Annotated in this window: 24 protein-coding genes and 2 pseudogenes; 6 read left to right on the forward strand and 20 right to left on the reverse strand. The window is 47.6% G+C overall.

The window, feature by feature from the left end; translation table 11 throughout:
- The coding region (locus OWQ48_03790) for a hypothetical protein (GenBank protein MCY0868338.1) at nucleotides 1-1130 on the reverse strand (1130 nt) is incomplete at its 3' end.
- Nucleotides 1131-1482: 352 nt separating this feature from the next.
- On the opposite strand from OWQ48_03790, the gene OWQ48_03795 reads away from it, so the two are divergent.
- Nucleotides 1483-2595: a glycosyltransferase gene (locus OWQ48_03795; protein ID MCY0868339.1), complete on the forward strand. Its 1113-nt coding sequence runs from the start codon at nucleotides 1483-1485 to the stop codon at nucleotides 2593-2595.
- A gap of 262 nt (nucleotides 2596-2857) precedes the next feature.
- On the opposite strand, the gene OWQ48_03800 is transcribed toward OWQ48_03795, so the two are convergent.
- The 13 genes and pseudogenes from OWQ48_03800 to OWQ48_03860 all read right to left on the reverse strand — a co-directional run bounded on the left by OWQ48_03800 (nucleotide 2858) and on the right by OWQ48_03860 (nucleotide 11057).
- Entirely contained in the window at nucleotides 2858-3661 is an 804-nt protein-coding gene (locus OWQ48_03800) for a ZIP family metal transporter (protein ID MCY0868340.1), read from the reverse strand.
- A gap of 3 nt (nucleotides 3662-3664) precedes the next feature.
- Nucleotides 3665-4045 (reverse strand): hypothetical protein, encoded by a 381-nt coding sequence (locus OWQ48_03805; GenBank protein ID MCY0868341.1) that lies wholly within the window; start codon nucleotides 4043-4045, stop codon nucleotides 3665-3667.
- Between the two features lie 428 nt (nucleotides 4046-4473).
- A complete protein-coding gene (locus OWQ48_03810) occupies nucleotides 4474-4890 on the reverse strand; it encodes a nucleotidyltransferase domain-containing protein (protein MCY0868342.1) in 417 nt (138 codons plus the stop codon).
- Complete coding sequence (locus tag OWQ48_03815) at nucleotides 4853-5248, reverse strand: HEPN domain-containing protein (protein ID MCY0868343.1); 396 nt, start codon at nucleotides 5246-5248, stop codon at nucleotides 4853-4855. Before OWQ48_03815 ends, OWQ48_03810 begins: the two co-directional genes overlap by 38 nt.
- A gap of 124 nt (nucleotides 5249-5372) precedes the next feature.
- Nucleotides 5373-6293, reverse strand: a pseudogene (locus OWQ48_03820) (ArgE/DapE family deacylase).
- A complete protein-coding gene (locus OWQ48_03825) occupies nucleotides 6241-6615 on the reverse strand; it encodes a hypothetical protein (protein ID MCY0868344.1) in 375 nt (124 codons plus the stop codon). The pseudogene OWQ48_03820 and the gene OWQ48_03825 overlap by 53 nt, the downstream one beginning before the upstream one ends.
- A gap of 14 nt (nucleotides 6616-6629) precedes the next feature.
- Nucleotides 6630-7544 carry an AbgT family transporter gene (locus tag OWQ48_03830; protein MCY0868345.1) on the reverse strand — a complete coding sequence of 305 codons (915 nt, stop codon included), beginning with the start codon at nucleotides 7542-7544 and terminating at the stop codon, nucleotides 6630-6632.
- Entirely contained in the window at nucleotides 7468-7818 is a 351-nt protein-coding gene (locus OWQ48_03835; GenBank protein MCY0868346.1) for a hypothetical protein, read from the reverse strand. The genes OWQ48_03830 and OWQ48_03835 overlap by 77 nt, the downstream gene beginning before the upstream one ends.
- Nucleotides 7819-8285: 467 nt before the next feature.
- Complete coding sequence (locus OWQ48_03840; protein ID MCY0868347.1) at nucleotides 8286-8564, reverse strand: U6 snRNA-associated Sm-like protein LSm6; 279 nt, start codon at nucleotides 8562-8564, stop codon at nucleotides 8286-8288.
- A gap of 105 nt (nucleotides 8565-8669) precedes the next feature.
- The gene (locus tag OWQ48_03845; protein MCY0868348.1) at nucleotides 8670-9203 is read right to left on the reverse strand and encodes a class I SAM-dependent methyltransferase; all 534 of its coding nucleotides are present in this window, start codon (nucleotides 9201-9203) and stop codon (nucleotides 8670-8672) included.
- Nucleotides 9193-9996, reverse strand: coding sequence for an endonuclease NucS (nucS, locus tag OWQ48_03850; protein ID MCY0868349.1), 804 nt, complete (start codon nucleotides 9994-9996; stop codon nucleotides 9193-9195). The genes OWQ48_03845 and nucS overlap by 11 nt, the downstream gene beginning before the upstream one ends.
- A gap of 19 nt (nucleotides 9997-10015) precedes the next feature.
- Entirely contained in the window at nucleotides 10016-10657 is a 642-nt protein-coding gene (locus OWQ48_03855; protein ID MCY0868350.1) for an SAM-dependent methyltransferase, read from the reverse strand.
- A 115-nt stretch (nucleotides 10658-10772) separates the two neighbouring features.
- Complete coding sequence (locus OWQ48_03860) at nucleotides 10773-11057, reverse strand: hypothetical protein (GenBank protein ID MCY0868351.1); 285 nt, start codon at nucleotides 11055-11057, stop codon at nucleotides 10773-10775.
- Between the two features lie 50 nt (nucleotides 11058-11107).
- Here OWQ48_03860 and rqcH point away from each other — a divergent pair, with 50 nt between their 5' ends.
- Complete coding sequence (rqcH, locus tag OWQ48_03865; protein ID MCY0868352.1) at nucleotides 11108-13078, forward strand: ribosome rescue protein RqcH; 1971 nt, start codon at nucleotides 11108-11110, stop codon at nucleotides 13076-13078.
- A 130-nt stretch (nucleotides 13079-13208) separates the two neighbouring features.
- The gene (locus OWQ48_03870; protein ID MCY0868353.1) at nucleotides 13209-14447 is read left to right on the forward strand and encodes a methionine adenosyltransferase; all 1239 of its coding nucleotides are present in this window, start codon (nucleotides 13209-13211) and stop codon (nucleotides 14445-14447) included.
- On the opposite strand, the gene OWQ48_03875 is transcribed toward OWQ48_03870, so the two are convergent.
- From OWQ48_03875 to OWQ48_03895, 5 genes and pseudogenes are all read right to left on the reverse strand, one after another.
- Nucleotides 14444-16342 carry a DUF460 domain-containing protein gene (locus OWQ48_03875; GenBank protein ID MCY0868354.1) on the reverse strand — a complete coding sequence of 633 codons (1899 nt, stop codon included), beginning with the start codon at nucleotides 16340-16342 and terminating at the stop codon, nucleotides 14444-14446. The two genes, OWQ48_03870 and OWQ48_03875, sit on opposite strands and share 4 nt — an antisense overlap.
- 60 nt (nucleotides 16343-16402) lie before the next feature.
- Entirely contained in the window at nucleotides 16403-17290 is an 888-nt protein-coding gene (locus OWQ48_03880) for a serine/threonine protein kinase (GenBank protein MCY0868355.1), read from the reverse strand.
- A 16-nt stretch (nucleotides 17291-17306) separates the two neighbouring features.
- Nucleotides 17307-18428: an aminotransferase class V-fold PLP-dependent enzyme gene (locus OWQ48_03885; GenBank protein ID MCY0868356.1), complete on the reverse strand. Its 1122-nt coding sequence runs from the start codon at nucleotides 18426-18428 to the stop codon at nucleotides 17307-17309.
- A gap of 45 nt (nucleotides 18429-18473) precedes the next feature.
- Nucleotides 18474-18773: a hypothetical protein gene (locus OWQ48_03890; protein MCY0868357.1), complete on the reverse strand. Its 300-nt coding sequence runs from the start codon at nucleotides 18771-18773 to the stop codon at nucleotides 18474-18476.
- Nucleotides 18753-19823: pseudogene (locus OWQ48_03895) on the reverse strand (RuvB-like domain-containing protein). Before OWQ48_03895 ends, OWQ48_03890 begins: the two are co-directional and overlap by 21 nt.
- 242 nt (nucleotides 19824-20065) lie before the next feature.
- Here OWQ48_03895 and OWQ48_03900 point away from each other — a divergent pair.
- The gene (locus tag OWQ48_03900; GenBank protein ID MCY0868358.1) at nucleotides 20066-20905 is read left to right on the forward strand and encodes a hypothetical protein; all 840 of its coding nucleotides are present in this window, start codon (nucleotides 20066-20068) and stop codon (nucleotides 20903-20905) included.
- Between the two features lie 99 nt (nucleotides 20906-21004).
- Entirely contained in the window at nucleotides 21005-21484 is a 480-nt protein-coding gene (locus OWQ48_03905; protein ID MCY0868359.1) for a hypothetical protein, read from the forward strand.
- A 1-nt stretch (nucleotide 21485) separates the two neighbouring features.
- On the opposite strand, the gene OWQ48_03910 is transcribed toward OWQ48_03905, so the two are convergent.
- Nucleotides 21486-21884 (reverse strand): DUF2153 family protein, encoded by a 399-nt coding sequence (locus OWQ48_03910; protein MCY0868360.1) that lies wholly within the window; start codon nucleotides 21882-21884, stop codon nucleotides 21486-21488.
- Nucleotides 21885-22016: 132 nt separating this feature from the next.
- Here OWQ48_03910 and OWQ48_03915 point away from each other — a divergent pair, with 132 nt between their 5' ends.
- Nucleotides 22017-22796: a PAC2 family protein gene (locus OWQ48_03915; GenBank protein ID MCY0868361.1), complete on the forward strand. Its 780-nt coding sequence runs from the start codon at nucleotides 22017-22019 to the stop codon at nucleotides 22794-22796.
- Nucleotides 22797-22798 lie beyond the last annotated feature (2 nt).

Here is a 22798-nt window from a genome sequence, read left to right on the forward strand (position 1 = left end):
TCGGGGAGCCATCCTATCCTCGCTATTCTTGAAAACTTCTCTTTGAAGTATAATTGACCGTATAATAGTTGTCTTGCAAGAGACTCCCCAGAAACCAGGTTTGTATCCGGTTCAACCCACATTCCTCCGACAGGGATCCACCGCTTCTCATTTACTCTTCTTGCAACAGCTTCGAACAGGCTTTTATCCTGTTCTTCAAGCCACTTGTAGTATTGTGCAGAACTCTGCGCGAATGAAAGATCGTATCCATGCTCGAATAAAGCTAGCACGTTAGCAAACGTTCTCGGAATCTTTCTGAGAGTCTCACTGTAAGGCCACAGCCATGCTGCATCGATGTGGGCATGCCCGAATACTATGACCTCCCCTGTTTTCCCGTACTTATCTGCAAGGTTCTTGAGATCCTCTATGAACACTTTGTACGCTTCTTCAATGCGAACTTCTGCTTCAAGGATTGCTGGATCCTCTACATCCCTATAGATCCCAAGGAGAACTGGTATACCATAAACGCTTGTAATATAACCTCTATCCCATCTACTTTCAAGGTTCTCGAATAATGCGTGTGCAGCTGTTACTTGCCTTATAGTGGGGACAATATCGATTAGCGAGAGAGCTTTTGAAAGTGCCTGGAGAAGTTCTGTCTTCAATGAATCCTGAGCATTCCTCGCTAGTTTTAAAGCTTCAAGCATTCCTATGCCAAGTGAAATCCCCTTCCAGTTTGCAGCTGCTGCAAGCGCGTAATTAAAGGTAATAGACCAGGGGTTTTCCCCGAAGAGGCTTCTAGGTGTAACCTCTAAGCGTACTGAGTGCTCGCCACTCTTCACAAACGTGAAACTATGATACGGGTCTATACCTTGATGAACTTTACCATTAATTTTAAGCAGGCCGTTTCCACTCAAAGAGAACTTTAATATCCACTCAGTATTCTCCACCTCTCTAAGCTTAACGCTAGTTTCAAACACATAGAGCTTATCAGGAGTACTCCTTGAAGCGTATGGAAGCTCTACTCTACCCACTCCTTCTAAACTCCACTCCATTAATGGGATAACTTCCTTAATGCTGAGGCTGACAAGATCGAATATTCTTCTATGTATCTCCTGTTCATTATATACAACCATATTCCTACTCACCACTTCAAGTACTCCATTCAATTCAATATAATATGTTCCCCTCACAAAATTTAAATGTTCATTAGATTTGGAAATCTGGTAGAAAGATGTGGTAAAGCTGATCTGACTGCAGCATAAATATACTGTATCCTATAGTTTTCATACAGGAATGCTATTATTAAATCTCAATGGTTTAATCTACTGATCTAGAGGGGGAAGAGAGTAATCACCGTGATGCCTGGAAGCTTTACTGGAGATACTGGGGGTGCTGGTGGAGAGGGTTGCTGCCTGGAGGTAATCTCGCCGTATAGTTCATTTAAGCTGGATGGGTTAGATGCATCCTTCAAATGGAGGATTAGGTTAGAGGTGTAGATGTGTGAGGATAGCAGTAGTGCACCACGGCTTGAATACCTTGGGTGGTGCGGAAAGGCTTTGTCTTTCCACCATTGAAGCCTTCGTGGAGCGCGGCTGGCATGTTATCCTGGCTACTATTGAGCCGACCGACTGGTCTAGGATATCATCGCGGTGGGGGAGTGTGGTTAAACCGGATGAAGAGATAACTGTTTCAATACCTGTAAAAGGCTTCACGATCTACAAGCGTCTTTTAACATCACTTATTATTCCAGGTCTTAGGAGGCAGGTTGATCTAGTAGTTAACACGCATGGAGACGCTCTAGCCGCTAACGCAGATATAACGTACATGCACTTCCCTGTATTCACCTTGTGGGAGTGGGCTCACCACAAGTATGAGAGAGGCTTCTGGAGGCTATACTTCACCCCCTACTATCTTCTTCAAAAAGAGCTCGCTAAGAGGCATACCAGTACAGTGCTACTAACAAACTCTAGTTTCTCAGCATCCGTGATCTATAGGGCACTCAATCGTAAAGCACTAGTCCTCTATCCTCCCGTGGATATCGACAGATACATAAGCCTGGAGGGTAGGCGAGAGACCAGCGTGGTGTCTATTGGAAGATTCTCCCCCGAGAAGAGGTATGAGTTTATAGTGGAGGTTGCAGAGAGATTAAGGGATACATTCTTCTACATAGCAGGCTCAGTGTCCGGTACTAAGGAAAGCAGAAGATACTATGAGAAGATAAAAAGCATGGTGGAGGAGAAGGACTTAAAGAATGTTGAGCTGATACCAGACGCCTCCGATAAGAAGTTGATGAGCATTCTATCCACAGCAAAGATCTACTTGCATTCAATGATCAACGAGCATTTCGGAATATCTATTGTTGAAGGGATGAGCGCGGGACTAGTACCAGTAGTACATAAAAGCGGGGGGCCATGGCACGATATAGTTGAGTACGGGAGGTACGGTTACGGATACTTGAATACTAGTGAAGCTGTTGAAGTGATCAAGCATGCAATAAGCAGCTATGATAAAATGAAGGATGCCGTCAGAATAAGGTCCATGTTTTTCTCTAAAAACAAGTTCAAGAAGAAGATTGTGCGCGTAGTAGAGAAATATGCTGAGTTGAAAGTGTAATACCTGCTGTAAGAGGCGGCTGCGTAATCCAGCACTGATACCTCTTGGAACATGACACGATACCCTAGAGCGGGGGGATCATGCTCCAGCAACCCTCTCAAGCGGAGAATTTCCATCCTGATACCTCGAGAAGGCTCCTTAAAGTATAGGGGATTTGATATTGTTGAGACGAGGGTGATTGAGGATATTCTAGAGGGTTGGAGAGCTCGTAGCAGAATGGAGAAACTACGGGAGGCTGTCGGGGAGCTGTAGCTGGTTGAATCTAGCTTAAGGCTACGTCAAGTGATAGCATTACGAGGAAGCCTATGAAGAAGCCTAGGGTTGCATGAGCTTCATGCCCGCTCCTATGGCTTTCTGGGAGTGCTTCATGGCTAACCACGTAGACCATTGCGCCTGCAGCGAAAGCTAGGACTAGTGCTAGGGTTACAGCTCCTCCTCCAGCTGCGAGTACTGCTATAAGTGCTGTAGCCACCTCGCTTAACCCGCTGAGTGCTCCGAGAGCCACCGCTAGTTTAAAGCTCCCTGTTGAAGCGTATACTGGGAGAGAGACTGCAAGTCCTTCAGGGAAGTCCTGTAGCCCTATAGCTAAGCCTGTAGCAATACCCAGCGGGATACTGTAGGCTGTTGAAGCACCTATAGCCATACCTTCAGGTAGATTATGAATTATCACTGCTATCGCTACAAGCCAGGCTGCTTTAATCTTTCTTCTAAGGCTTTCAGGACCCTCATAGCCTCTCACAAGATGCTCGTGGGGTGAGAGCTTGTTAACCACGTGTATTAAGAGTGCTCCAAGCGTGAAGCCTGCAAGCGATGTGGGGAGGCCTGCTAGATCTATTGCTGGAAGCAGGAGGCTCGTGAAGGATGCAACAATCATTACTCCACTGCTGAAACCCATTCCAACATCAAGGAGAGCTTCCAGCCTACCCTCTCTAGCTTTTCTAGCGAGTACTACGAGGATGCCGCCTAGAGTTGTAGTGAGAGCAGCGTACAACGATACGAGTAGTGCTGCTAGTAAAGGATTCTCCATTGAGAGCCCGGTGAGAACAGCAGTAAGTTCCTTCATCATGTTTCAACAACCATCAGGTAGCCTGCGGCCTTTAAACCCCTTGAGAGTAGAGTAGTCTTCACTGGACTGCGAGTCCGGCTTAGAGGAGAGCCCTAAAGCCTCGACTACTGAAGCACCTATAACAGGGGCTTCAACACCATCCTCCACGATGACTCGTGTCAGCGCTCTCTCACGGCCCACCTCAACTATCACGTAGGACTCCTGGATGACTCCTACACCACCAGGCCTCCTCTCGAATATTAAGGGTAATTGTAGTCTCTCAGCTATATCCGGGCCTACTATAGTGAAGGCTTTACTCGAGTCTACCACTGCATCTACATCAACACCTACACCGGTTTGAGGGTTAACTAATCTTACTCTCAGAGTCACCATTCTCCATCCCATTTACATCTCTCAGAATTTCCTGGCAATAACGTAATAATACATTCCAGCTAATAACACTATTCTACGAGGAGATCACCAGTTCAATCATCAGCAACCCTCCCCTCTTTGATAGCAGCTACCCTAAAGCTTATTTTACTCCTTCCAGCCACTCCATAGCTGTGTTTTTAAGTAATAGATTCCTCCGAGCACTTCTACATTAGGTTCGCATTTTTAACCCGTAGTTCAGCTACCTCTAGCTTTAACAATAGATTTAATACTGCTTTAGGCTCACTATGGAGTATCTTATTGGCTCAGCAGCTGTATAAGCCTCTCAATTATCTTCTAGTAGTTTAATACACTTCTCTACGCTTTAATAACTCAACTACACTGGGCTCGGAGTTAACCTGCCTCTACAGTTATATAAGCTGGGTATTTTCAAGAGCAGAGTTTCAAGAGTGAGGATTGTATGAGGGGATCCAGCCGGCTCTCGTTCTTATTAACCGCTTCTCTCTAATGTATTCTAAGGCTTTCTCTCTAGCTTTCTCTAAGATTACTCTATCACCGCATAGAAGTTTAGCATCAGCTAGAGCATCTAGAATTATCATAGACCATCCGAGAACTTCTTCAATTCTATCTAGAGGCAGCCAGAGGATTTGACCTATACTAGTAGATTCAATCCTGTACTCGCCGCTCTCCACTACAGCTAGTAGATCCCAGTCGCTTAAAGGAGTGTTATCACCACGGGCTCTAGAGCCGAATAAAGCTACAGCTAGTGCTCTACCACACAGCTCTTCGAGAAGCCTTCTAAAATCAGCTTCTCTCTCAGCTCTAATCTCTCCAACCAGTGAGATTATATCCCTGGACATAACTCCAGATAACCTCCATGCATTCTATAGCTCTCTCAGCCTCCCACCGCCTATACTCACTTATCCTTGCATCAGGATACCTTGCCTGCACGTAGTGTTGTTCTAGTTCTTCAGAACATCTAATAACAGATTCAGGTATTCTTCCATCGAGAGCTCTCGAAAGAATAGCCAGTAGCTCGGATGTCGAGCGAGTTAGAGGTCTAGCACCAGTTAACTTAATTAAGAAGGCTTTTAGCAGTAGTTCAACTGACTGATGAGAGTAGAAGGCTGCCGAGTCAAATCTACCTTTCTCTAAATCCTCTTTCGCATACCTCCTGAATCTCTCAGCTTTTGCAAGCCAGTTACTCCACATCTTCATCCAGACTTGTTGAAACCATTAAATGCTAATAAGTTTAACACCAGCTGAAAATAGACTACAAAATACGCTTGATACAAGTGAAGAGTACTAGAGAATGTGGAAAAAGTATAGATTAACTGCATGATTAGAGGGAGTTCTTCAGTAAGAGTAGGGAGTATACTGCTATCGCATCTAAGAGCTGCTGGATCTCAATGTACTCGTCTATGATGTGTGCTAGGTTTTCATCTCCTGGACCGAATGTGAGTGCTTTAATACCCTTGGAGCCGAAGAGAGCCATTTCTGTGAAGCCTGTTTTAACGCTGACTCTAGGCTTCACCCCGATGATTTTCTCTGTAGCCTGCATGAGAGCCGTAGTGAACTCTTCACCACCCTGCATGACGTAGGAGTTCTCCATGTCTTCGATAATGATTTCGTATGAGACTCCCAGCTCCTTGCTCTTAGCTTCTATGAATTCAGCTATCTCGCGGTAGGCTTCCTGGGTATCTTCATCTGGTAGTACTCTTCGATCGATCGAGAAGCAGAAGCTACCTGGGATTACATTGATTTTCTCTCCGCCTTTAACATACCCGCCTAGCTCCATTGTAGCTCTCCTAGACTCCTGGTCGTGGAAATCGTATCTAGATACTCTCCCTGTAATCCTGGGTTTAAGCTCTGAGAGAATCATGTATGCTAGTTGAACCCCCTTCTCGAATGCGTTCTCACCAAGCCACGGCCTTGAAGCGTGTGCAATCCTCCCCTTAACGCATATCTTCAACCATACACCTCCCTTACAGCCTATATCAATGCTCTTCAGGGATGTCGGCTCAGCTATCACAGCGTAGTCTGCTGCTACAAGATTCTCCTGGAGAAGATACTTTGTCCCCATGGAGGTTGTCTCCTCATCGGGGACTAGCGAGGCATTCACCCCGACATCCAGGTGGTCCTCGAACTCGCTTAGAATCCTCAGCATGCTGATTATGCTTGCTACACCACCCTTCATATCACTGGCTCCTCTACCGTAGAGTCTTCCATTGATGATTGCACCGGAGAATGGGTTGACGCTCCAGCCCTCCCCCGCTGGTACTACATCGTAGTGTCCATTGAAGTGTACTGTAGGCTTTCCCTTTCTTGAGCTCTGCTAGCAGGATGAACCTGGGGTACTCCCGTGGATTCTCAACGAACTGCCTAGCGTAGTCATCAGGGATTCTCACGATCTCTGTTCTCACGCCTCTCTCACTCAAGTACTCTCTCGCTCTCGCAGTGAACTCCTCGTAGTTCTCGCCTGGTGGATTCTGAGTTGGAATAGCGACTAGATCCCTGAGAATCTTGATGATATCATTCTTCTCCTCTCTGATCCTCTCGAGGACTTTCTCTTCTACTGCTACCACTTCTACCACCTCTACTAGAATGGCCCGAGGCGGATGATCACTGCTATAGATATGAATACTGCTGCAGTCAACCATAGTTTTACTGCTAGTGGTAGAATATACCTCAGCCATCTATCATAGGGTATCTTAGCCATAGCTATTGTAGCCATTACTATACCGCATGTCGGGTAGATCATGTTGGTTATTCCGTCACCAAACTGGTATGCGAGTACAACCGTCTGCCTTGTAACCCCTATAATGTCTGCTAGAGGCACCATAACTGGCATTGTGACAAGAGCCTTCCCGCTCCCCGAGCATATGACGAAGTCTAGTACGATGTGGACTAGGAAGACGCCTACACCGAATAGTTCATGGGGTACTCCTGTAAGTGGCTGGAATAGCATGTATACTATTGTATCCAGTATCCTGCCTTCACGTAGAATAACAGCTATAGTTCTAGCGAATCCTACAAGCAGTGCACCGTAGGTTAGTGACGCCGCTCCCTTTATGAAGTACTTTACAATATCGTTGGGGTGCATTCTGGCAATAAAGCCTGTGACAATAGCGCTAGCCATGAAGAGAGCTGAGATCTCATCTATATACCACCCGTACTCTAGCACACCGTATACTAGTACTGCGAATGTAGCCATGAAGCTTAAGAGCACTAGCTTCTGGCGTGTAGAAAGCTTAACCTCCCCGGTTCCCTGGGTGAGCCCGGCTTCCTCGTAGGGTATGTCGGCTACTATACTAGCCTTTGGATCCCTCTTCACTCTTGAAGCATATGAAGCATAGGATAGAACATGGTGTATTGCTATAGCTGTAAAAGCCAGCCAGACAATGAGTCTGAACTCTATGCCTGAGAATAACGGGAGCTCAGCTACTGATTGCGCGACTCCTATCGTGAATGGATTCATGAATGCTCCAGCGAAGCCTGCTGAAGCCCCCCACAAACGATATTGAGATCCCTACTACTCTATCATAGCCCATAGCTACACCAAGCCCTATCATTAAGGGAACGAATGCAAGAGTCTCCTCTGACATGCCGAATACAGCGCCTCCAAGACTGAACAGCAGCATTAGCACAGGAATGAAGAGTTTCTCCCTACCCTTCATTTTCAATGCTGCTGCTGTGAGACCTGCTGTTAGAGCTCCTGATGCTTCAACAATCCCTATGAGGCCGCCGATTACCAGTATGAAGAATACTATTGATGAAGCCTCATTCAATCCTTTAATAATGGATGTGAAGACCCCCAGAGGTCTACAGGACTCCTTTCAACGTAGTGGAATGTCCCTGGGACTACTAGAGTCCTCCCATTCACCTTTGTACGCTCGAATTCACCGGCAGGAATAACCCATGTTGCAGCAGCTGCTAGGAGTATTATGATGAATATTATAACATTATGTATCTGGGACTTTTACTACAGCTAGTCTATTACGTCTACTCCTCCTTTTCGCAATCCACTCCGCTCACCATTATTTCAGCGATGTGGAGAACTCAGGGTTAATAAGCTTTTCGCTCTCCGTCTTCAAGGGAGTATACTCCTGCCGGCAAGTTACACCATCCTAGTAGACGGGGATGTTGAGTCTAGTCTACGCGAGCTTTCATCACCTGTATCTAGCTCTAACTATCGGTTATTTAAGTTCACTGCTAGCGGTATTTGCTAGTGATTTTCAGCTGGCTGCTGGCTTAGCTAGAATGCTACTTTATCCGGCGCTACCTGCCCGTAGTTTGTGCTTATGAACTCTACGTGGCTTCCTCTAATTATTATCTTACCGTATCTTGATGATGGTTTACCGTTGTTATCGTACTCTGTGCAATCGCTTAAAACAATATTCATAGTGTTATCTATTAGATCCAGCACGCCGACGTACTCATGCCCGCCTTTAACTCTAACCAGTACTATCTGGCCTTCAGCACTCTTCAAGATCTTTAGGGGTGAAGGGGGTCTATACCTCTGCATGTTGCTCACGTACTCCACCACTACAGGCTATTCAATGTAGCTCTAAATATTAAAAGCATGGGGCTTTTTAAAGCATTTACTGTGAGACCTCCCGCGGAAGCTGGATCCAGGGGGTCATAAGCTGCAAGCGTAGAATTCATCAATGTGGACTGCTACAAGCCTGAAGCACTGGTTGTAGATGGAGGGAGGTGGCGCCTTATGCTTAGCGTGGCTGGATACAATGATCAACCCGCCTCTCCTTGCGACTCTTAGAAGCTCTCCTAGAGCCTTCTCTTTACCCTTGATATTACCCCATGCTGTGATTGAGAGAACTAGATCTACGGTTGAGTCTTTTAGCGGGGATTCCTCAGCGTAGGCTACGATAGGTATGACTCGGTGATCAAGCTTCTTTTCAAGGAGTCTTGCCAGCATCCCCTCGCTTGGATCAAGGCATATGTATCTGGAGTAGGTGTCAGCCCTGCTATCCCTTAAGTACTCAGCGAGCAATCCAGTTCCACAGCCGACATCAAGGATTAAAGCATCCCTAATTCTCTCTCCAGCGAGCTCTACGAGCACCCTGTACTTGCTGTACTGCTCCTCCCTGTACAACTCGTCGTAGGATGATGCTGTTGTATTGTAGAGTAGTATAGTGTCAGCGCTACCCTCCACTCTCCCCCAGCCCTCTTCTACGAGTATATTTGAAGAGGCTTTTCTTCAACCCCTTCTCTACTGCGAGCTTGTAGAGCTCTCTTGGATCTACACGCTTATACTCTAGTTTAAGCCTGTGGAGGGCTTCGAGAGCTGAAGGGGAGAATGAAGGAGCCACCAGTATTCCACGGGGCCTCCTACCATACTTCGACTCGTAGGATTCAACGTAGCTGTAGAGCTGGAGTACTGCTTCTCTTGAAGCCGTCACCCGCTTTAACTCTACTATAACAGGGTTTCCATTCTTATCCAGCCCGTATATATCGGCTTGCCCTGCCTCAAGCTTCTTCTCGTCTTCTACCACCCTGAACCCCGGCTCCACGATCTCAGGGTGCCTGACTATAATACTCTTCATTTCAGCTTCATCAAGGTACATAGTGTACTCAGCTTTATCCTTTAATCCAGCTATAACCACTAAGTCTACTCTCGTGAAGGATACATCCAGGACTTCTCTAGGCTTACTTCTCACTGAGAGTACCCTTAGTGCTGTATCATCGCTGCTCCATACCTCTATGGTTGATGAACTAGGCTGCCAGTTGATAGGTGAGTAGCCGGTGGGCCTGTGGAGGAGTACTGAGCCATCCTGCTTTATCACGAGGATTCTCTCACCGCTTCCTAGTCTTGATGCACCTCTACCCTCGTATTCAACACTACACTCTCCTATCACTATTACAAGCCTGCCCTCCCTGACAGCCTTCCTCAGTAGGTCTGGGAGCTGAGGGGAACTGGGCTTCTCGAGTACCACTAGGTCTTCCACTCACGCTCCCTCCAGTCTTCTACCCGTTATCCTTAAGCTCCTTCCACACGTGCTCCGGCAACCTCCTGTAGGTTAGGTAGTATACTAGCTCGCTTGATATAAGTGGCCTGCCATCAACTAGAGGATACCTGTAGGGTAGGTGTATCACACCGTTCTGTGTCTCAATTGTGACTCCATCCACGTAGCTGTAGCCTTCTAGGCCTTTACGAGTATACATGTAGTGCACGTAGTATACTGCCCCATCAATACTATACTGTCCCCCGCCGATATTGAAGGCTTCAACCCCTCTCAGCCTGCTTGTTAGAAGCTCTCTTGTTCTTCCTCTAGGCGGGTGGTCGCCTAGTATTCCCCCTATAACCACGTACCTCTTCTCGACGAGAACACTATATGCTAGGGGCTTCGGGCTTGAAGGATCCAGGATTAATAGTTCACTCGGCTTTACAAGCCCCTTCTCAACCATTTCAACTATGCTTTCAGGGAAAGGCCTACCATACTTTGAGAGCAGCTTACAGTATCTTCCAGGAATATTAGTGAAGAAAACGCAGTGTGAGCCGTAAATAGATGATAGATGCCTGTACTCTAGTAGTATCCAGGGTGTGAAATCCTCCTCTAAGTGCTCTACTACTATAATAGGCTTACTGCACGAGGACTCCTCTAGCATGGCTTAATCACCAGCTCACACTAAGGGAATCCACTCGGCTCATATTAACAATTAGTATATTAATACCTGCAGCCGCTGCAAACTCCTATAGGAGTAGTAGGGGGATGGTAACACTCTAGCCTGGCTTTAAGAGATCGTAGAGCACAAATACTGTTGCAAGCCATGACGCGTAGAACTCTAAGAGGCCGGTTACATACAAGTGCCATTTCCTAGCAGGCCTGTACTTTAAGTAGACGTATACTATTGTCGCATAATACACCATGGGCGAGAAGCTCCAGGCTACAGCTGTAGCTCTAATGGGATCCATGAAGTACAGTAGAATGAAGACTACCACGCCGTAGGCTACACCGGCTGCAAGCCTTGAAGCCCATATCTTGTCGTCTACATCCATGTACTGCATCCCATCATAATAATCCAGGATTGAGGTAATTAAGTGAAGTGGTGGTTGAAGTGCTTAAGAAATCCATGGATATCCTCGACGTCTACGCTTGGGCGTCCAGGTACGCGGGAAGTCTCCAGGGATGCTTCATCGACAACATATACCGCTCTAAATCCTACTGGATTCTCAAGGCTAGGTGTACTGAAGGCTTAACGCACATTAAGGTTGAACCAGGAGTTAGAGTACACTTCTCCCAGAGCATACCTGAAGAAAAAGGGATCGATGCGTTCACAAGATTCCTGAGAAGCAGGGTAAGAGATTCAAGAGTAACACTAGTTAAGCAGCCGTGGTGGGAGAGACTCCTGCTGCTCGAGACTACTCTAAGGGGAGTAGTGCTAAGACACTACATTGAGATCGTGCCGAGAGGCTTATGGGTTATCGCTGATACAAGCGATAGAATAGTGTACTCAACAAAGTTCACCGAGTTCAAGGATAGAGTTATCAAGCCTCTAGAAGCCTACAAGCCTCCACCCCTCAAGAATCCACCACCCTGGAGTAGAGAGCAGTTGCTTAGAGAGCTGGAAGCTGGAAGAGACCTTGTTAGAACAGTAGTTTCAGCATGGGGTCTCCCAGGCTATATAGCTGAAGAGCTACTCTACAGAGCGGGCTTGCTGGAAGTAAAGAACACTGACCCTAAGAGCATACCTAGAGTGGATTTAGAGAGGCTGGCAAGCGAGTACGAGTTGCTAGCATCCGAGGCTGGAAGAGGAGCCGGCTACCTAGTCTACGGTGACAGCACTCTCGAGTTATACACCTCCTACAAGCCACTGCTCTTCAGCGAGGTATACGATAAGAGTGTGAAGACCACGGGAGACTTGAATACAGCTATAGACGCCTACTTCACTGAGTACGAGGCTCTACTAGAGCATCAGAGGAGGATTGAGGAGGCCAGCAGAGCTCTGCGTGAAGCCGAGGAGAGAGTTAGAAGGCAGGAGGAGCTGATTGCAGAATACCGTAGAGAACTAGAGGAACTAGAGCATAGGCTTCAAGTAATATACAGCAACTACACTCTACTAGAAGAGGTATTAGAGTGCGCACGCTCCACTAGGGAAGCGAAGGGATGGGACTATATAACCAGGGAGTGCAGGCATGTAGCAGGTGTAGCCAGGGAGAAAGGAGCTATCACGGTAAGCTTGGATGGAGAGCTAGTAGAGCTGTCACTACGCGTGGACCTCGGGAGACAGGTTATAGAACTCGAGAAGAAGAAGGGTGAGCTGAAGAAGAAGATTGAGGTTGCAGCAGGAGTACTCGAGGAGATGAAGAGGAGGATGGAGGAGGCTTCTGGAAGCATTATCCACGAGGAGAAGACTATTGAGAAGCCCTCACCAGTCTTCTGGTATGAGAGATTCCACTGGCTTTACACTAGAAGCGGCCTCCTAGCTATCGGGGGCAGGGATCAATCCCAGAATGAAGTAATCGTTAGAAAATACCTGGGTGAAAGCGACGTCTTTATCCACGCTGACGTACACGGGGGTTCAGCAGTAGTCTTAAAGAGCAGTGGGAGACACTCAATCGAGGATGTAGTTGATGCAGCCTGTATAGCTGCATGCTACTCGAAAGCCTGGAAAGCCGGATTCAGCTACATAGAGGTATTCTGGGTTCCCGGGAGCCAGGTCTCGAAGACACCTCCTTCAGGCGAGTACCTTCCACGAGGAGCCTTCATGGTGTACGGTTCAAAGAACTACCTGAGAATCCCGTTGAAGCTGGCAGTTGGCGTTAGACTATTCAGTGATGAAGTATACGGGGAGTACGTTAAAGTAATCGTAGGACCCGAAGAGCTTCTCAAGGGATCCAGTATAGCGTACGCTATACTAGCACCGGGAGACAAGTCTCCCAGCGAAGTAGCAGGGATCCTCGGAGAGTTCTTCGAGAAGACTATACTAGAATGCAAGGGAGTACGGTACAGAGTACCTAGAAACGAGATTGAATCGAGGATCCCTGGGGCATCACGGATACTAGGGCTATACAAGCAGTGCTCTTAAACCCCTACTCCTAAAAGCCCTGGATGAAGCGCAAGTGGATTCTTCTCACCGGGCATCTTAGCCGAGGATATAGACTTAAATTCTCTAACATGTTATACTCTTGATTAAAACCATCAAGGAGGGTTACCCTGTGTCCGCGAGGAGACATATAGAGGTGGAGCTGCTGAGAACAGTTAGTGCGGGTAAAATGAGGGTTGAGCTAGTGGAGAGAAAGGGGGTTGGGCATCCAGACCACATTGCTGATGCTGCCAGTGAGGCTGCTTCAAAAGCTCTTTCTAAATTCTATTTGAAGGAGTTTGGCACAATACTACACCATAATCTCGATAAAACCCTGCTGGTGGGAGGCCAGTCTAACCCGAGGTTCGGTGGCGGCGTGGTCTTAGAGCCAATATACATTATAGTCGCGGGTAGAGCGACCACGAGAGTTAGAGTCGAGGATGGAGAAGTGAGAGTACCCTTCGGTAAGATCATCGTTGAATCCGTCAAGGAGTGGATTAAGAAGAACATGAGGTACCTTGACCCTGAAAGCCATGTTATAGTCGACTACATGGTTAGACCTGGTAGCGCTGACCTTGTAACAGTCTTTGAAGCTGGTAAGTCCATGATACCCTTAGCGAACGATACAAGTATGGGTATAGGCTACGCTCCCCTCACGCCACTAGAGAACCTAGTGCTTCAAGCCGAGCGGCTGCTGAACAGCCCTGAATTAAAATCTAAGATCCCTGCTGTAGGTGAAGACATTAAAATCATGGGTTTAAGGAGGGATAAAGAGATTACTCTAACAGTAGCTGCAGCCATAGTGGACAGGGAGGTTAGAGATAAATACGAGTACCTTAAAGTTAAAGAAGATATAGCTGAAGCAGTCCTCGAGCTAGCAAGCAGGATAACACCTGACTACAATGTTAAAGTAAACGTTAATACAGCCGACATCCCCGAGAAGAACAGCTTCTACCTGACTGTTACAGGCACGTCAGCTGAGCACGGAGACGATGGTGCTACAGGACGGGGGAACAGGGTTAACGGGCTGATAACACCTTTAAGACCCATGAGCATGGAGGCTACTGCTGGAAAGAACCCAGTCAACCATGTCGGTAAGATCTATAATGTGCTTGCTAAAAGCATCGCTGAGAAGATATACAGGGAGTACAATGGGATGTTCTCCGACGTCTACGTTGAATTACTCAGCCAGATCGGTAAGCCAATAGACCAGCCGCTCATAGCTAGCGTGAAGCTAGTGCCGGATAACTCCTCTATGAGCGATATACCCAGCCACATTAAGAGCGATGTTAGCAGTATAGTTGACAGAGAGCTATCTAACATCAAGAGGATTACAGAGCTGATAATCAACGACCAGGTGACACTGTACTAGGAGAGTGGTGTCTTAAACCTAGACTTCTGGTACTCCTCGATCATCTTGAGTATTCTTTCACGCCTCTCAATCTCCTCCAGCTCCTCTATCCTACGCCAGAGCTCTCCCGCCTTTTCTGAAACACCCCTATCTACTAGAACGTAGTCTCCGACTTCATGGACTACTACGGGTTTAACCACAGGTATTCTCTCCTTTAAGGAGTCTACTTCCACTATCGGTGAGACTATAAAGCCCTTTGACTCCACCAGCATCTTTTTTAGCTCGCTGGGTATATTGCAGGCTTTCTCCATGTAGACGCCTTTTACAGCCCCCTTCCACTCTCTCAGAGCCCCTGCTTTAGGTAGTAGTAGGAGCTCGCCGCGTCCAAGCTCCACGATCCATTCTTCAAGTGCCAGCAGCTTACTGTAGAGTTCTCTCACAACGCTATCCTTATCTTCAATTCTCCTCCTGAGGGCCTCTACTTCTGCTTCAAGCAGGCTTATTCTCCTCTCATATTCCTCTATCCCTGGCTTCCTGGAGCGGGCTAGCTTCAACTCTAACTCTAGATCCCTTATGTACTGCTCTCTCCTCTCCTTCTCCTCTAAGAGCCTCCGGACTAGTGCTTCAAGAGCATTCACGCTCTCCACTAGCTTACTACATCCCTGCTGAGCCGGCTGCTCTCTCCTCCACTCTACTACAGGCTGCTCGTGTGCCACGCTTCTCTTAAAGTATTCCTCGAGGACTTCGCTGAGAGGCCTGCCCTTCAAGACTTCTGCTATCAGCGAGTACTTATCGACTCCTCTTATTGATGCAAGTTTTGATTTAACCTCCTCAATTGTATTCCTGTAGCTATTGTATGCTTTCACAGCTGCCGCTAAGGCGTCCCGGGCATGGGAGTCAGGTATATCTAGAGAGTACTTTTCAGCGTACTCCTTTGCAATCCTATTCTTGTCTTCAACACTGATATCCTGCTCTGGAGTGTAGAGTATAGCGTTGAGCATGCTTGCCAGCTTAACGACTGTTTCAGGGGGCTTAGCGACATCTACTGCTACTATAACAGGTTTACCTAGCTTAGCTACCGCTTCAATTATTTCATCTCTATCAGGGTTCTTCACGCTTACAGCGAGGAGGGGTTCACCGTCTAAAGTGATTACTGCTACACCCGCACTCATCCCCGGGTCAACGCCTACTATAACAGGCCTTCTCAGCTCCCTCTCATCTGTAAAGAGTCTTCTACTCCTGTAGGGTTTAACAATAATCCTTACATTCTTGTACTTGAAGGGCTTGACTAAACCGTAAAGCCTCTCCCGTGGAGCGTAAACTATGAAGACACTTCTCTCTAAACCCCCCTTACTCTTCTTTAACATCATATCGTAGTCTAACCCCTCCTCGTCTAGAACCCGCTTTAAATCCCTTGTCGCCTGGATTATACTTGCTCTTATACTCCTGAGGAATCTATCCCTGCTCATCCCGCCCTGGCTAACACTCCTCCCCTTCGTAACCACTATCTTCGTCTTCTCAGAGAATATTTTTAACTGGGAGCCTACACCCTTGTAGGCTGCTAGAGCATTCACGTAGGCTGTTTTAAGCGGGGTTTGAGGTGCTGAAACCCCTAGCTCCCTGGCAATCTCGCCCATGCTCCTTGTGGAGCCGGGAGGCCCTGTAACCTGTACTACTTTAACCCCGCTGGGGAGTAGCTCTAGGAGTCTTCTAAGAGATGACTCGGAGGGTGCTAGCTCGTACACGTTGTCAACTGCTATTGTATCAACATGGTACTCTAATACCAGCCTCAGCAGCCTGTGTATCTCGATTGATTCAAAGGATGCTATGATCTCCCCATCCCTGAGTATAACTACCGAGTACCGTGGCTGCCTCCCGCTGCCGGGGGATGAGCCGGGCTCTATGTCAACGCCCATGACTGTGGACGCTATGATACCACCTAGTACTCCTAGTAGTATTTAACACCTTAAATGTCTTTAAGACCTCGAGGCAATCTCCCTGAAGACCTCCTCGGGGTTCACGTTAACCTTGTAGACTTTGCTGAAAAACCTGGTGATGTAGTAGACGTCTCTTCTAAGTAATTCAAGGGCGTTTGGATCATCGCGGTAGACGTATTGGGGCCAGTCAATAATGTATGGTTTCTCAGCTTCGATCGATACAATAATGTTGTACTCGCTTAGATCCCCGTGTACTATGCCTGCATCCCTGTAGGCCTTTCTAATAGTATCGACTATCAAGCCCAGCACTCCACCGGGGTCGCTTAGCTCTGGCCGCGTGTAGAGTTCAACTCCTTCAATATACTCTGTGACCACTACGTGCCTGTTGAATCCCAGTGGCGCCGGGACAAGAGCCCCTATACCTGAAAGAGCTTTCAAAGCCTTAAACTCTCTTTCAGCAGCAAGCTTCGACTCCTCGTACCATGATGCACTTGGTTTAATAGTACTCCAGGATCTCAGCCGCTTCGTCTTACGGAAGCTTGTCCTCCCAATCCTCAAGACTTTTACAGCTACTTTTACTCCACCTGGCGCTAGCCCGAGGTATATCTCGCTCTCCTTACCTACGCCTACTCTATCCCCTATAGCCTCAAGTACATTGCTTTTCGCGAGGGCTTTAAAGGCAAGCATATCGTAGCCTAGGTAGGTTAGCCTGTAGGCTTTAACACCAGCTATCCAGCCTCTTCTCACTAGTTTCAGCTGGTGGAGTTTACTGAGAATTAAAGCTAGTTTATCCTCGTGGATCCCGCTTATCTTCTCGATAACTTCAACTGGAGCTAGCTCTCTGCCTCTAGCAATACTCTTCTCTATGGCTGCGAGTACTCTGAAGTCCTCGCTGGTGAGAGAGGCGTATACTTCACCCTGGTTCACCAAAAACTATACACCCTTACAGCGAGTGTATCTCTCTTAGAGTATTAATTAGCTTATCCAGGTGGCTTCTGGTTACATGTGGTGCTACAACAACACGTAGAGCCTTGAGGGACGGCGACTTATACAGGTATAGCCTCCTCTCGAACAGCATTCTAAGCAGCTCCTCATAGCTGTACAAGCTGGATTTGAAGACGTTGATTGGTAGAATAGGCTTGTAGGCTACTAGACCCGGCACCTCTATGAGACCCTTGTAGAGGTAGAGGGAGTTCTCCATCATTTCCACAGCATTCTTCTCGTATCCTTCAACACCAGTAGCCATGTAGGCTGCTGCAGCAGCTATAATAGCACCACCAGGCCTAGTCCCCAGCAGCCCGCAGGAGCGGCTTGAAGGCATGTAATCCATGTTGAAGCATGCCTCCTCGAGAAGCCTCTCCTCGGAGAAGAAGAGTAGGCCTGAAGGTATAGGGCTACCTCCATTCTTATGCATATCCACGCTGATGCTTGAAACCCCTGGATACATCTTTAAGTCGACGCTTAAATACCCCCTCCTGTAGAGGAATGGAATCAGCAGCCCACCATAGGCTGCATCCAAGTGGAGGTATATATTATACTCCTCCGCCAACTCCCCGGCTTCTCTCACAGGATCCACTACTCCGGTCTCAGTAGTACCAGCTGTCACAACTACCGCGAAGGGCTTGTACTTCCTCACGTACTCCTCGAGTACAGCTGGATCCACAGGCTTTAATGGATCAACAGGTATCTTAACTAGCCTGCATCCTAGGAGAGCGCAGGCTTTATCCACGGAAGCGTGGACTGTTGAAGGAGCTACAACAGTATTGGTCTCGCCTCCTCTAAGCTTCCTTGCAACGTAGAGGGCGAGTATATTGGATTCCGTGCCCCCTGACGTGTAGAGTCCATGCTGGGCTTTAATTAACCCGCCTACACCTTTAACAAGTATCTCTAAGGCTTCTCTTACAACAGGAAATACCACTGGGTCATTACCGTTAACGTGGATGAACTCTGTGAATGCTTTAACAGCAGTAGGGTGGGGTTGGGTTGTCATGGAGCCTAGTATAGAGCCGTCGCTATGCCTAGGGGTTCTACGACTCCACTCTTCAAGCCATGCTAGAACATCCACGCTAGCACACCATGCAGCTGGATGTCGGTTTAAAAGAAATTAAAGCTACTTTAGGAAGAGCTTCTCGTACTGCTTTAAGTACTCGGTGCTCACTGTGGAATCTATGAAGAGTTTTCTCGCTCTCTCCACGTCTTCAACTTCAATTCTGCTGGAGCCTCTATCTCCTGCTATAATTCTCGCTGGCTCGAGTAGTTGTACAGCGTAGCGGAGGCTTGTCTTGCTTCCTATTTCAACAAGCTTCTCTAAGGCTTCACTAGATAGCTCTATCTCCATCTCTTCAGCTCTAATCCTAATAATCTCCCTGATCTCGTCCGGCGTGTAGGGTCTTGTAGGTATTATCAGCAGCCTGTCTAAGAGGTCTAGTGGGATCCCGTGAGGTGACTCGATGTCAGTGCCTCTAATCCTGGCTACACCGCGGTTTGTCGCCAGTATTAGTATTGGAGCAAACTCACTCTCCATGGCTCTAGTAAGGAAGCTGAATGCCTCTATATCCAGCATGTGGGCGTCGTCAATGAAGAGTACCCCGGGTATTATCTCCGCTTTCCTCTCGCTAATCCACTTTCTAACCATTTCATCAACCTGGCTTCTAACCTCTGATGGAATCTCTCTTTCCATGAATAAGCCTAGCAGGCTTACACTCCTCTGCGCCGCGTACACTGTATCCAGGTCGTGGAGTGTTAGAACATTTACTATCTCTTTCTCCTTCCTTACAGGTCCTTTAGGTATCTCGACAACCCTTTTAGTTTCAACATCGTATGCTCTCGCCCCCTCGATTTCTCTTGTACGGCCGACTCTGTGAACTCTACCTGTCTCAGCGTCAATCCAGATTACATCTCCCTTACGTACTCCTAGCTCGAGAATCTGCTGTGTGACCTCCTCGGGCACTGTGAGAGTGAGCTCTTCATCCTTGGTGGCTAAGACTACTCTAGCCTCCACGGGTACTGTAAGATAGGGGACCATGGGGTGTCTTGCCCTGCGGACCTTTAAATCTTTTACCACTCCTTCGTATACTTTTCTTACCTCCCTCAGCCTCACGCCAAGGGATCTTCTAAGTGCCTCCATGAGGATCTCAGTTTTCTTCTTCTCCGTGCTGTATATCTCGCTTCCACTCATAGCTACGAATGGTGTCTCCTCGCCTAGCTCTCTCGCAATAGCTACAGCGAGGGCTGTTTTACCTGTGCCTGGGGGACCGACCAGCAGTATTCCTCTACCGGCTATACGGCCTTCTCTAATCATCTTGACAACTATCCCAGCGGCTTCTCTCGCCTCGGTCTGGCCGACAAGACCATCTCCCACCGGCTTAGCTCTACCCTTCTCGTCGAGCCCGAGCCCCATTATATGGCTGTGAACACTTATTCTTCTACGAGTTGGGGCTTCAACACGTATACCACTCATCAGGGTTCACCCTCAATACTATTATATAATTATAATATTCTCAGTCTCCATTTAAGCCGTTTAAGCTGGTTTAAACTAGGTTTCAGCACCGCTGAACTCTTCACGGGCTTCAGCCCCTGAAGCCTCAGATCTACTCTTCATCACTGTGGAGGCAGGCTTCAAGCCATATGAATATTAATCCTGGAGTCTATTAGTGTTTTACCAGGCTTATAGATTTACCTGGGTTTAACGAGGGTTGAGTATTGAGTGAAGCTTCAAGGCCTGTGGTGAGCGCTGTCTTAAGGGATCTAGGGGTTCTTGAATCCAAGTTGAGGGAGCGGGGGGTACCGGAGGAGTGGCTTGGAGGCCTTAGGAGAGCAAGGTTAAAGCTGAGTGGTGTGAGAGCACCAGTGATTGCTAGCAGGGGGCTTATAGAAGCCTACACGTATGTTCAAGCCTTAATAGGAGAGCTCCAGATGCTACTGGATAGTGGAGCTGGTCTTCTAGACGCATACGTGCTTCTCAACGAGGTCTCAGAGAGGCTTGATGTATTCGCGGAGGCAGCTAGAAGATCGTATGTAAGGGAGAAAATCCAGTTGTCAATACCTTTAGTAATGGCTGTCTCCCTCCAGGCTCTCTCACTGTTATCCGGGTTCAAGCCGCCGAGCGTGCTCTCAATCCTAGTGCTTGCCGCGGGGGCTGTAGCCTACTACTTTAATACTCTAGCCGGGCTCGTGTTCACAGCTGCAGGCATCTCGCTGGGTATTGCTTCAACGCTAGTACTCTACGGTGGTATGCCTCTAGACGAGCTGCTGCTTGAGCTAATAGTACTGTTATCAGCTATACTCCACATCTACATTCTCCTGGAGGCAGGCGGCGTGCAGTACCGTCAGCGTGTCAGCGAGGTGCTTAAAGCCCTTGATACCATCATCATGGATAGCCTTAAACCCTCCGACCCCAAGGCTCTCACAGGCTTCCTAAGCAGCCTACTAGAGCAGTATAAGGGTGGTAGTATAGCTGAGCTCGCAAGATACAAGGCGGTAGTTATGCTGATGAATGGTTATAGTATTGAAGAAGTAAGAAGGACACTTCAATCCTCCTAGCTTGTGGAAGCCTGGCTTGAATACTACTAGCTGAAACCTTATTTAAGGGATTAGAATCCTCTATAACCCTTTAGAACTCTAACTCCAGGTGGCATCGTCATGCCGAAAGCCGAGAAGAAGCCTCAGCAGGAGGCTGGTAGCGAGAAGAGCAAGGAGGTTAAAATCATAGCTAGACAGGTTGTTACACCCCACGACTTAGAGAGGAATACTAGAGCAGTCAAGCTACTATACCTGGTATCTCTTAACGGTGGCAGTGGGATAAGCGAGAAGGCGCTAGTGAACCTTGCATACTTAATGAAGCAGAGCGGGTATGACTTAGGCTATAGCTTCGTGCTACTAGGCCAGAACCCCTCCAGCAGGGATCTCCTCAACGATCTAACAATGCTCAAGTACCTGGGCTTCGTTGAGGTTAATGCAAAAAGGAAGCTGGTTGCAACAGGTCTTGGAAAAGAGTTTCTTGAAACACACGCTACTATCATCAGCGATGCTGAAGTCTTGAAGAATCTCTTCAATGAGCTTAAACCTAAGATTGCACCCTTCGATGTAGAGGTGGATGTAAAAGCTAGGAGGAGAGCCTAGGCTATATTGTCGGTGAAACCCTCCTCCCGCCCTCCCTCTCCCCCTTCTCGATCATGAAGAGAGGATTCAAGGCGTTATCCTCCATAAGCTTCTTCAAGTGCTCGCTGAACTTGCTTGTATGCTCTATATCTAGGTCTATTAGCTCGTAGAGTATGACTCTCAGCTTAGACCAGAGTTCAACAAGCATTTCTCTAGGCATGTGGCTGGCTATCATTGGATCCTTCAGCCACTGGTCGAATGCCTCTATAGTCTTATTGATGTGCTGGAATGCTGCTCTCGAGAGAGTTATAAGAGCTAGTCTATCCAGGTTCTCGTAGTTTAACTCAGCCTTCTTAAACATCTCTTTAACAGCATCCTGCCTTTTAACCCATGCTTCTAGGTTCTCAAAGAATCCATCCACGATACTACACCTCTCCTGAATTCAAGGTTGATAAGCCCTTATATACTCGTATCTACAGTTCCGTGTTGAAGCTGCTATTAAACCCTTTGAATCTAGGAATTAATTAGTTGGATCTAGGGGTTGAGCTAGATTATGAGCGTGAAGCCTGCTAGAACAGTTAGGTTTCAGGATGTATTAATATACGAGTATCCTGAAGGAGCCTCCAAGCCCGTGAACCACCTGGTCCTCAGCTTCCCTGACACAGGTCTCGTGTCATCAATTATCGGCAGGCATCTCGTCGTCCACGAGGGCTTTAAGCTTGCTGGAGAAGTAGATCTACCGCAACTCCACAGTATCTCAGTAGTGCATGATGGCAGGGCTTTAAGCCCTGTGCAGATTTACCGCTTGGAGAGTCGAAGCGTGATGCTAGTACTCTCCGAGGTACCTCTACCACCGGATGCCACTGCATCCTTGATTGACGCGGTACTATCGTACTCGAGTAGCCTGGGTGTTAAAAGCATACTAGCTGTCACAGGTATTGCCGTGCCAAACAGGCTGGATTTAGAGAAGCCCGGGGTATTTGTTCTCCCGATAGGAGAGTGGATAGATATCAGTAGACTTCAAGTAGAAGAGTTAAAGGAGGGCTTTATAACAGGAGCCTATGCTACACTGATCAGGGAGGCTAAGAAGAGGAGTTTAAATGCCCTAGTAATATTCGTTGAATCCTTCTACGATATACCGGATCCAGAGTCAGCTGCCATCGGCCTTCAGGTTCTCTCGAGGATCATAGGCTTCGAGGTCAGCGTGGATAAGCTACTCGAGGAAGCTGAAGCATTAAAGCTCAGGCTACGCGATTTAATGAGGCAGACACGGGATGCTATGAGTAGAACCAGTAAGGATCTAGAGGCTAGAATGCCCTTAATGTACACGTAGAG

The organism is Desulfurococcus sp. (assembly GCA_026626905.1).
In the GTDB taxonomy this organism is placed as follows: domain Archaea; phylum Thermoproteota; class Thermoprotei_A; order Sulfolobales; family Desulfurococcaceae; genus Desulfurococcus.

What these genes read in the sequence shown, in the direction of transcription:
- OWQ48_03800 (MCY0868340.1), bottom strand. Translation starts at nt 3,661, where the DNA reads ATGATGAAGGAACTTACTGCTGTTCTCACCGGGCTCTCAATGGAGAAT.
- OWQ48_03805 (MCY0868341.1), bottom strand. Translation starts at nt 4,045, where the DNA reads ATGGGATGGAGAATGGTGACTCTGAGAGTAAGATTAGTTAACCCTCAA.
- OWQ48_03810 (MCY0868342.1), bottom strand. Translation starts at nt 4,890, where the DNA reads ATGTCCAGGGATATAATCTCACTGGTTGGAGAGATTAGAGCTGAGAGA.
- OWQ48_03815 (MCY0868343.1), bottom strand. Translation starts at nt 5,248, where the DNA reads ATGAAGATGTGGAGTAACTGGCTTGCAAAAGCTGAGAGATTCAGGAGG.
- OWQ48_03855 (MCY0868350.1), bottom strand. Translation starts at nt 10,657, where the DNA reads ATGCTAGAGGAGTCCTCGTGCAGTAAGCCTATTATAGTAGTAGAGCAC.
- OWQ48_03860 (MCY0868351.1), bottom strand. Translation starts at nt 11,057, where the DNA reads ATGCAGTACATGGATGTAGACGACAAGATATGGGCTTCAAGGCTTGCA.
- OWQ48_03875 (MCY0868354.1), bottom strand. Translation starts at nt 16,342, where the DNA reads ATGGGCGTTGACATAGAGCCCGGCTCATCCCCCGGCAGCGGGAGGCAG.
- OWQ48_03905 (MCY0868359.1), top strand. Translation starts at nt 21,005, where the DNA reads ATGCCGAAAGCCGAGAAGAAGCCTCAGCAGGAGGCTGGTAGCGAGAAG.
- OWQ48_03915 (MCY0868361.1), top strand. Translation starts at nt 22,017, where the DNA reads ATGAGCGTGAAGCCTGCTAGAACAGTTAGGTTTCAGGATGTATTAATA.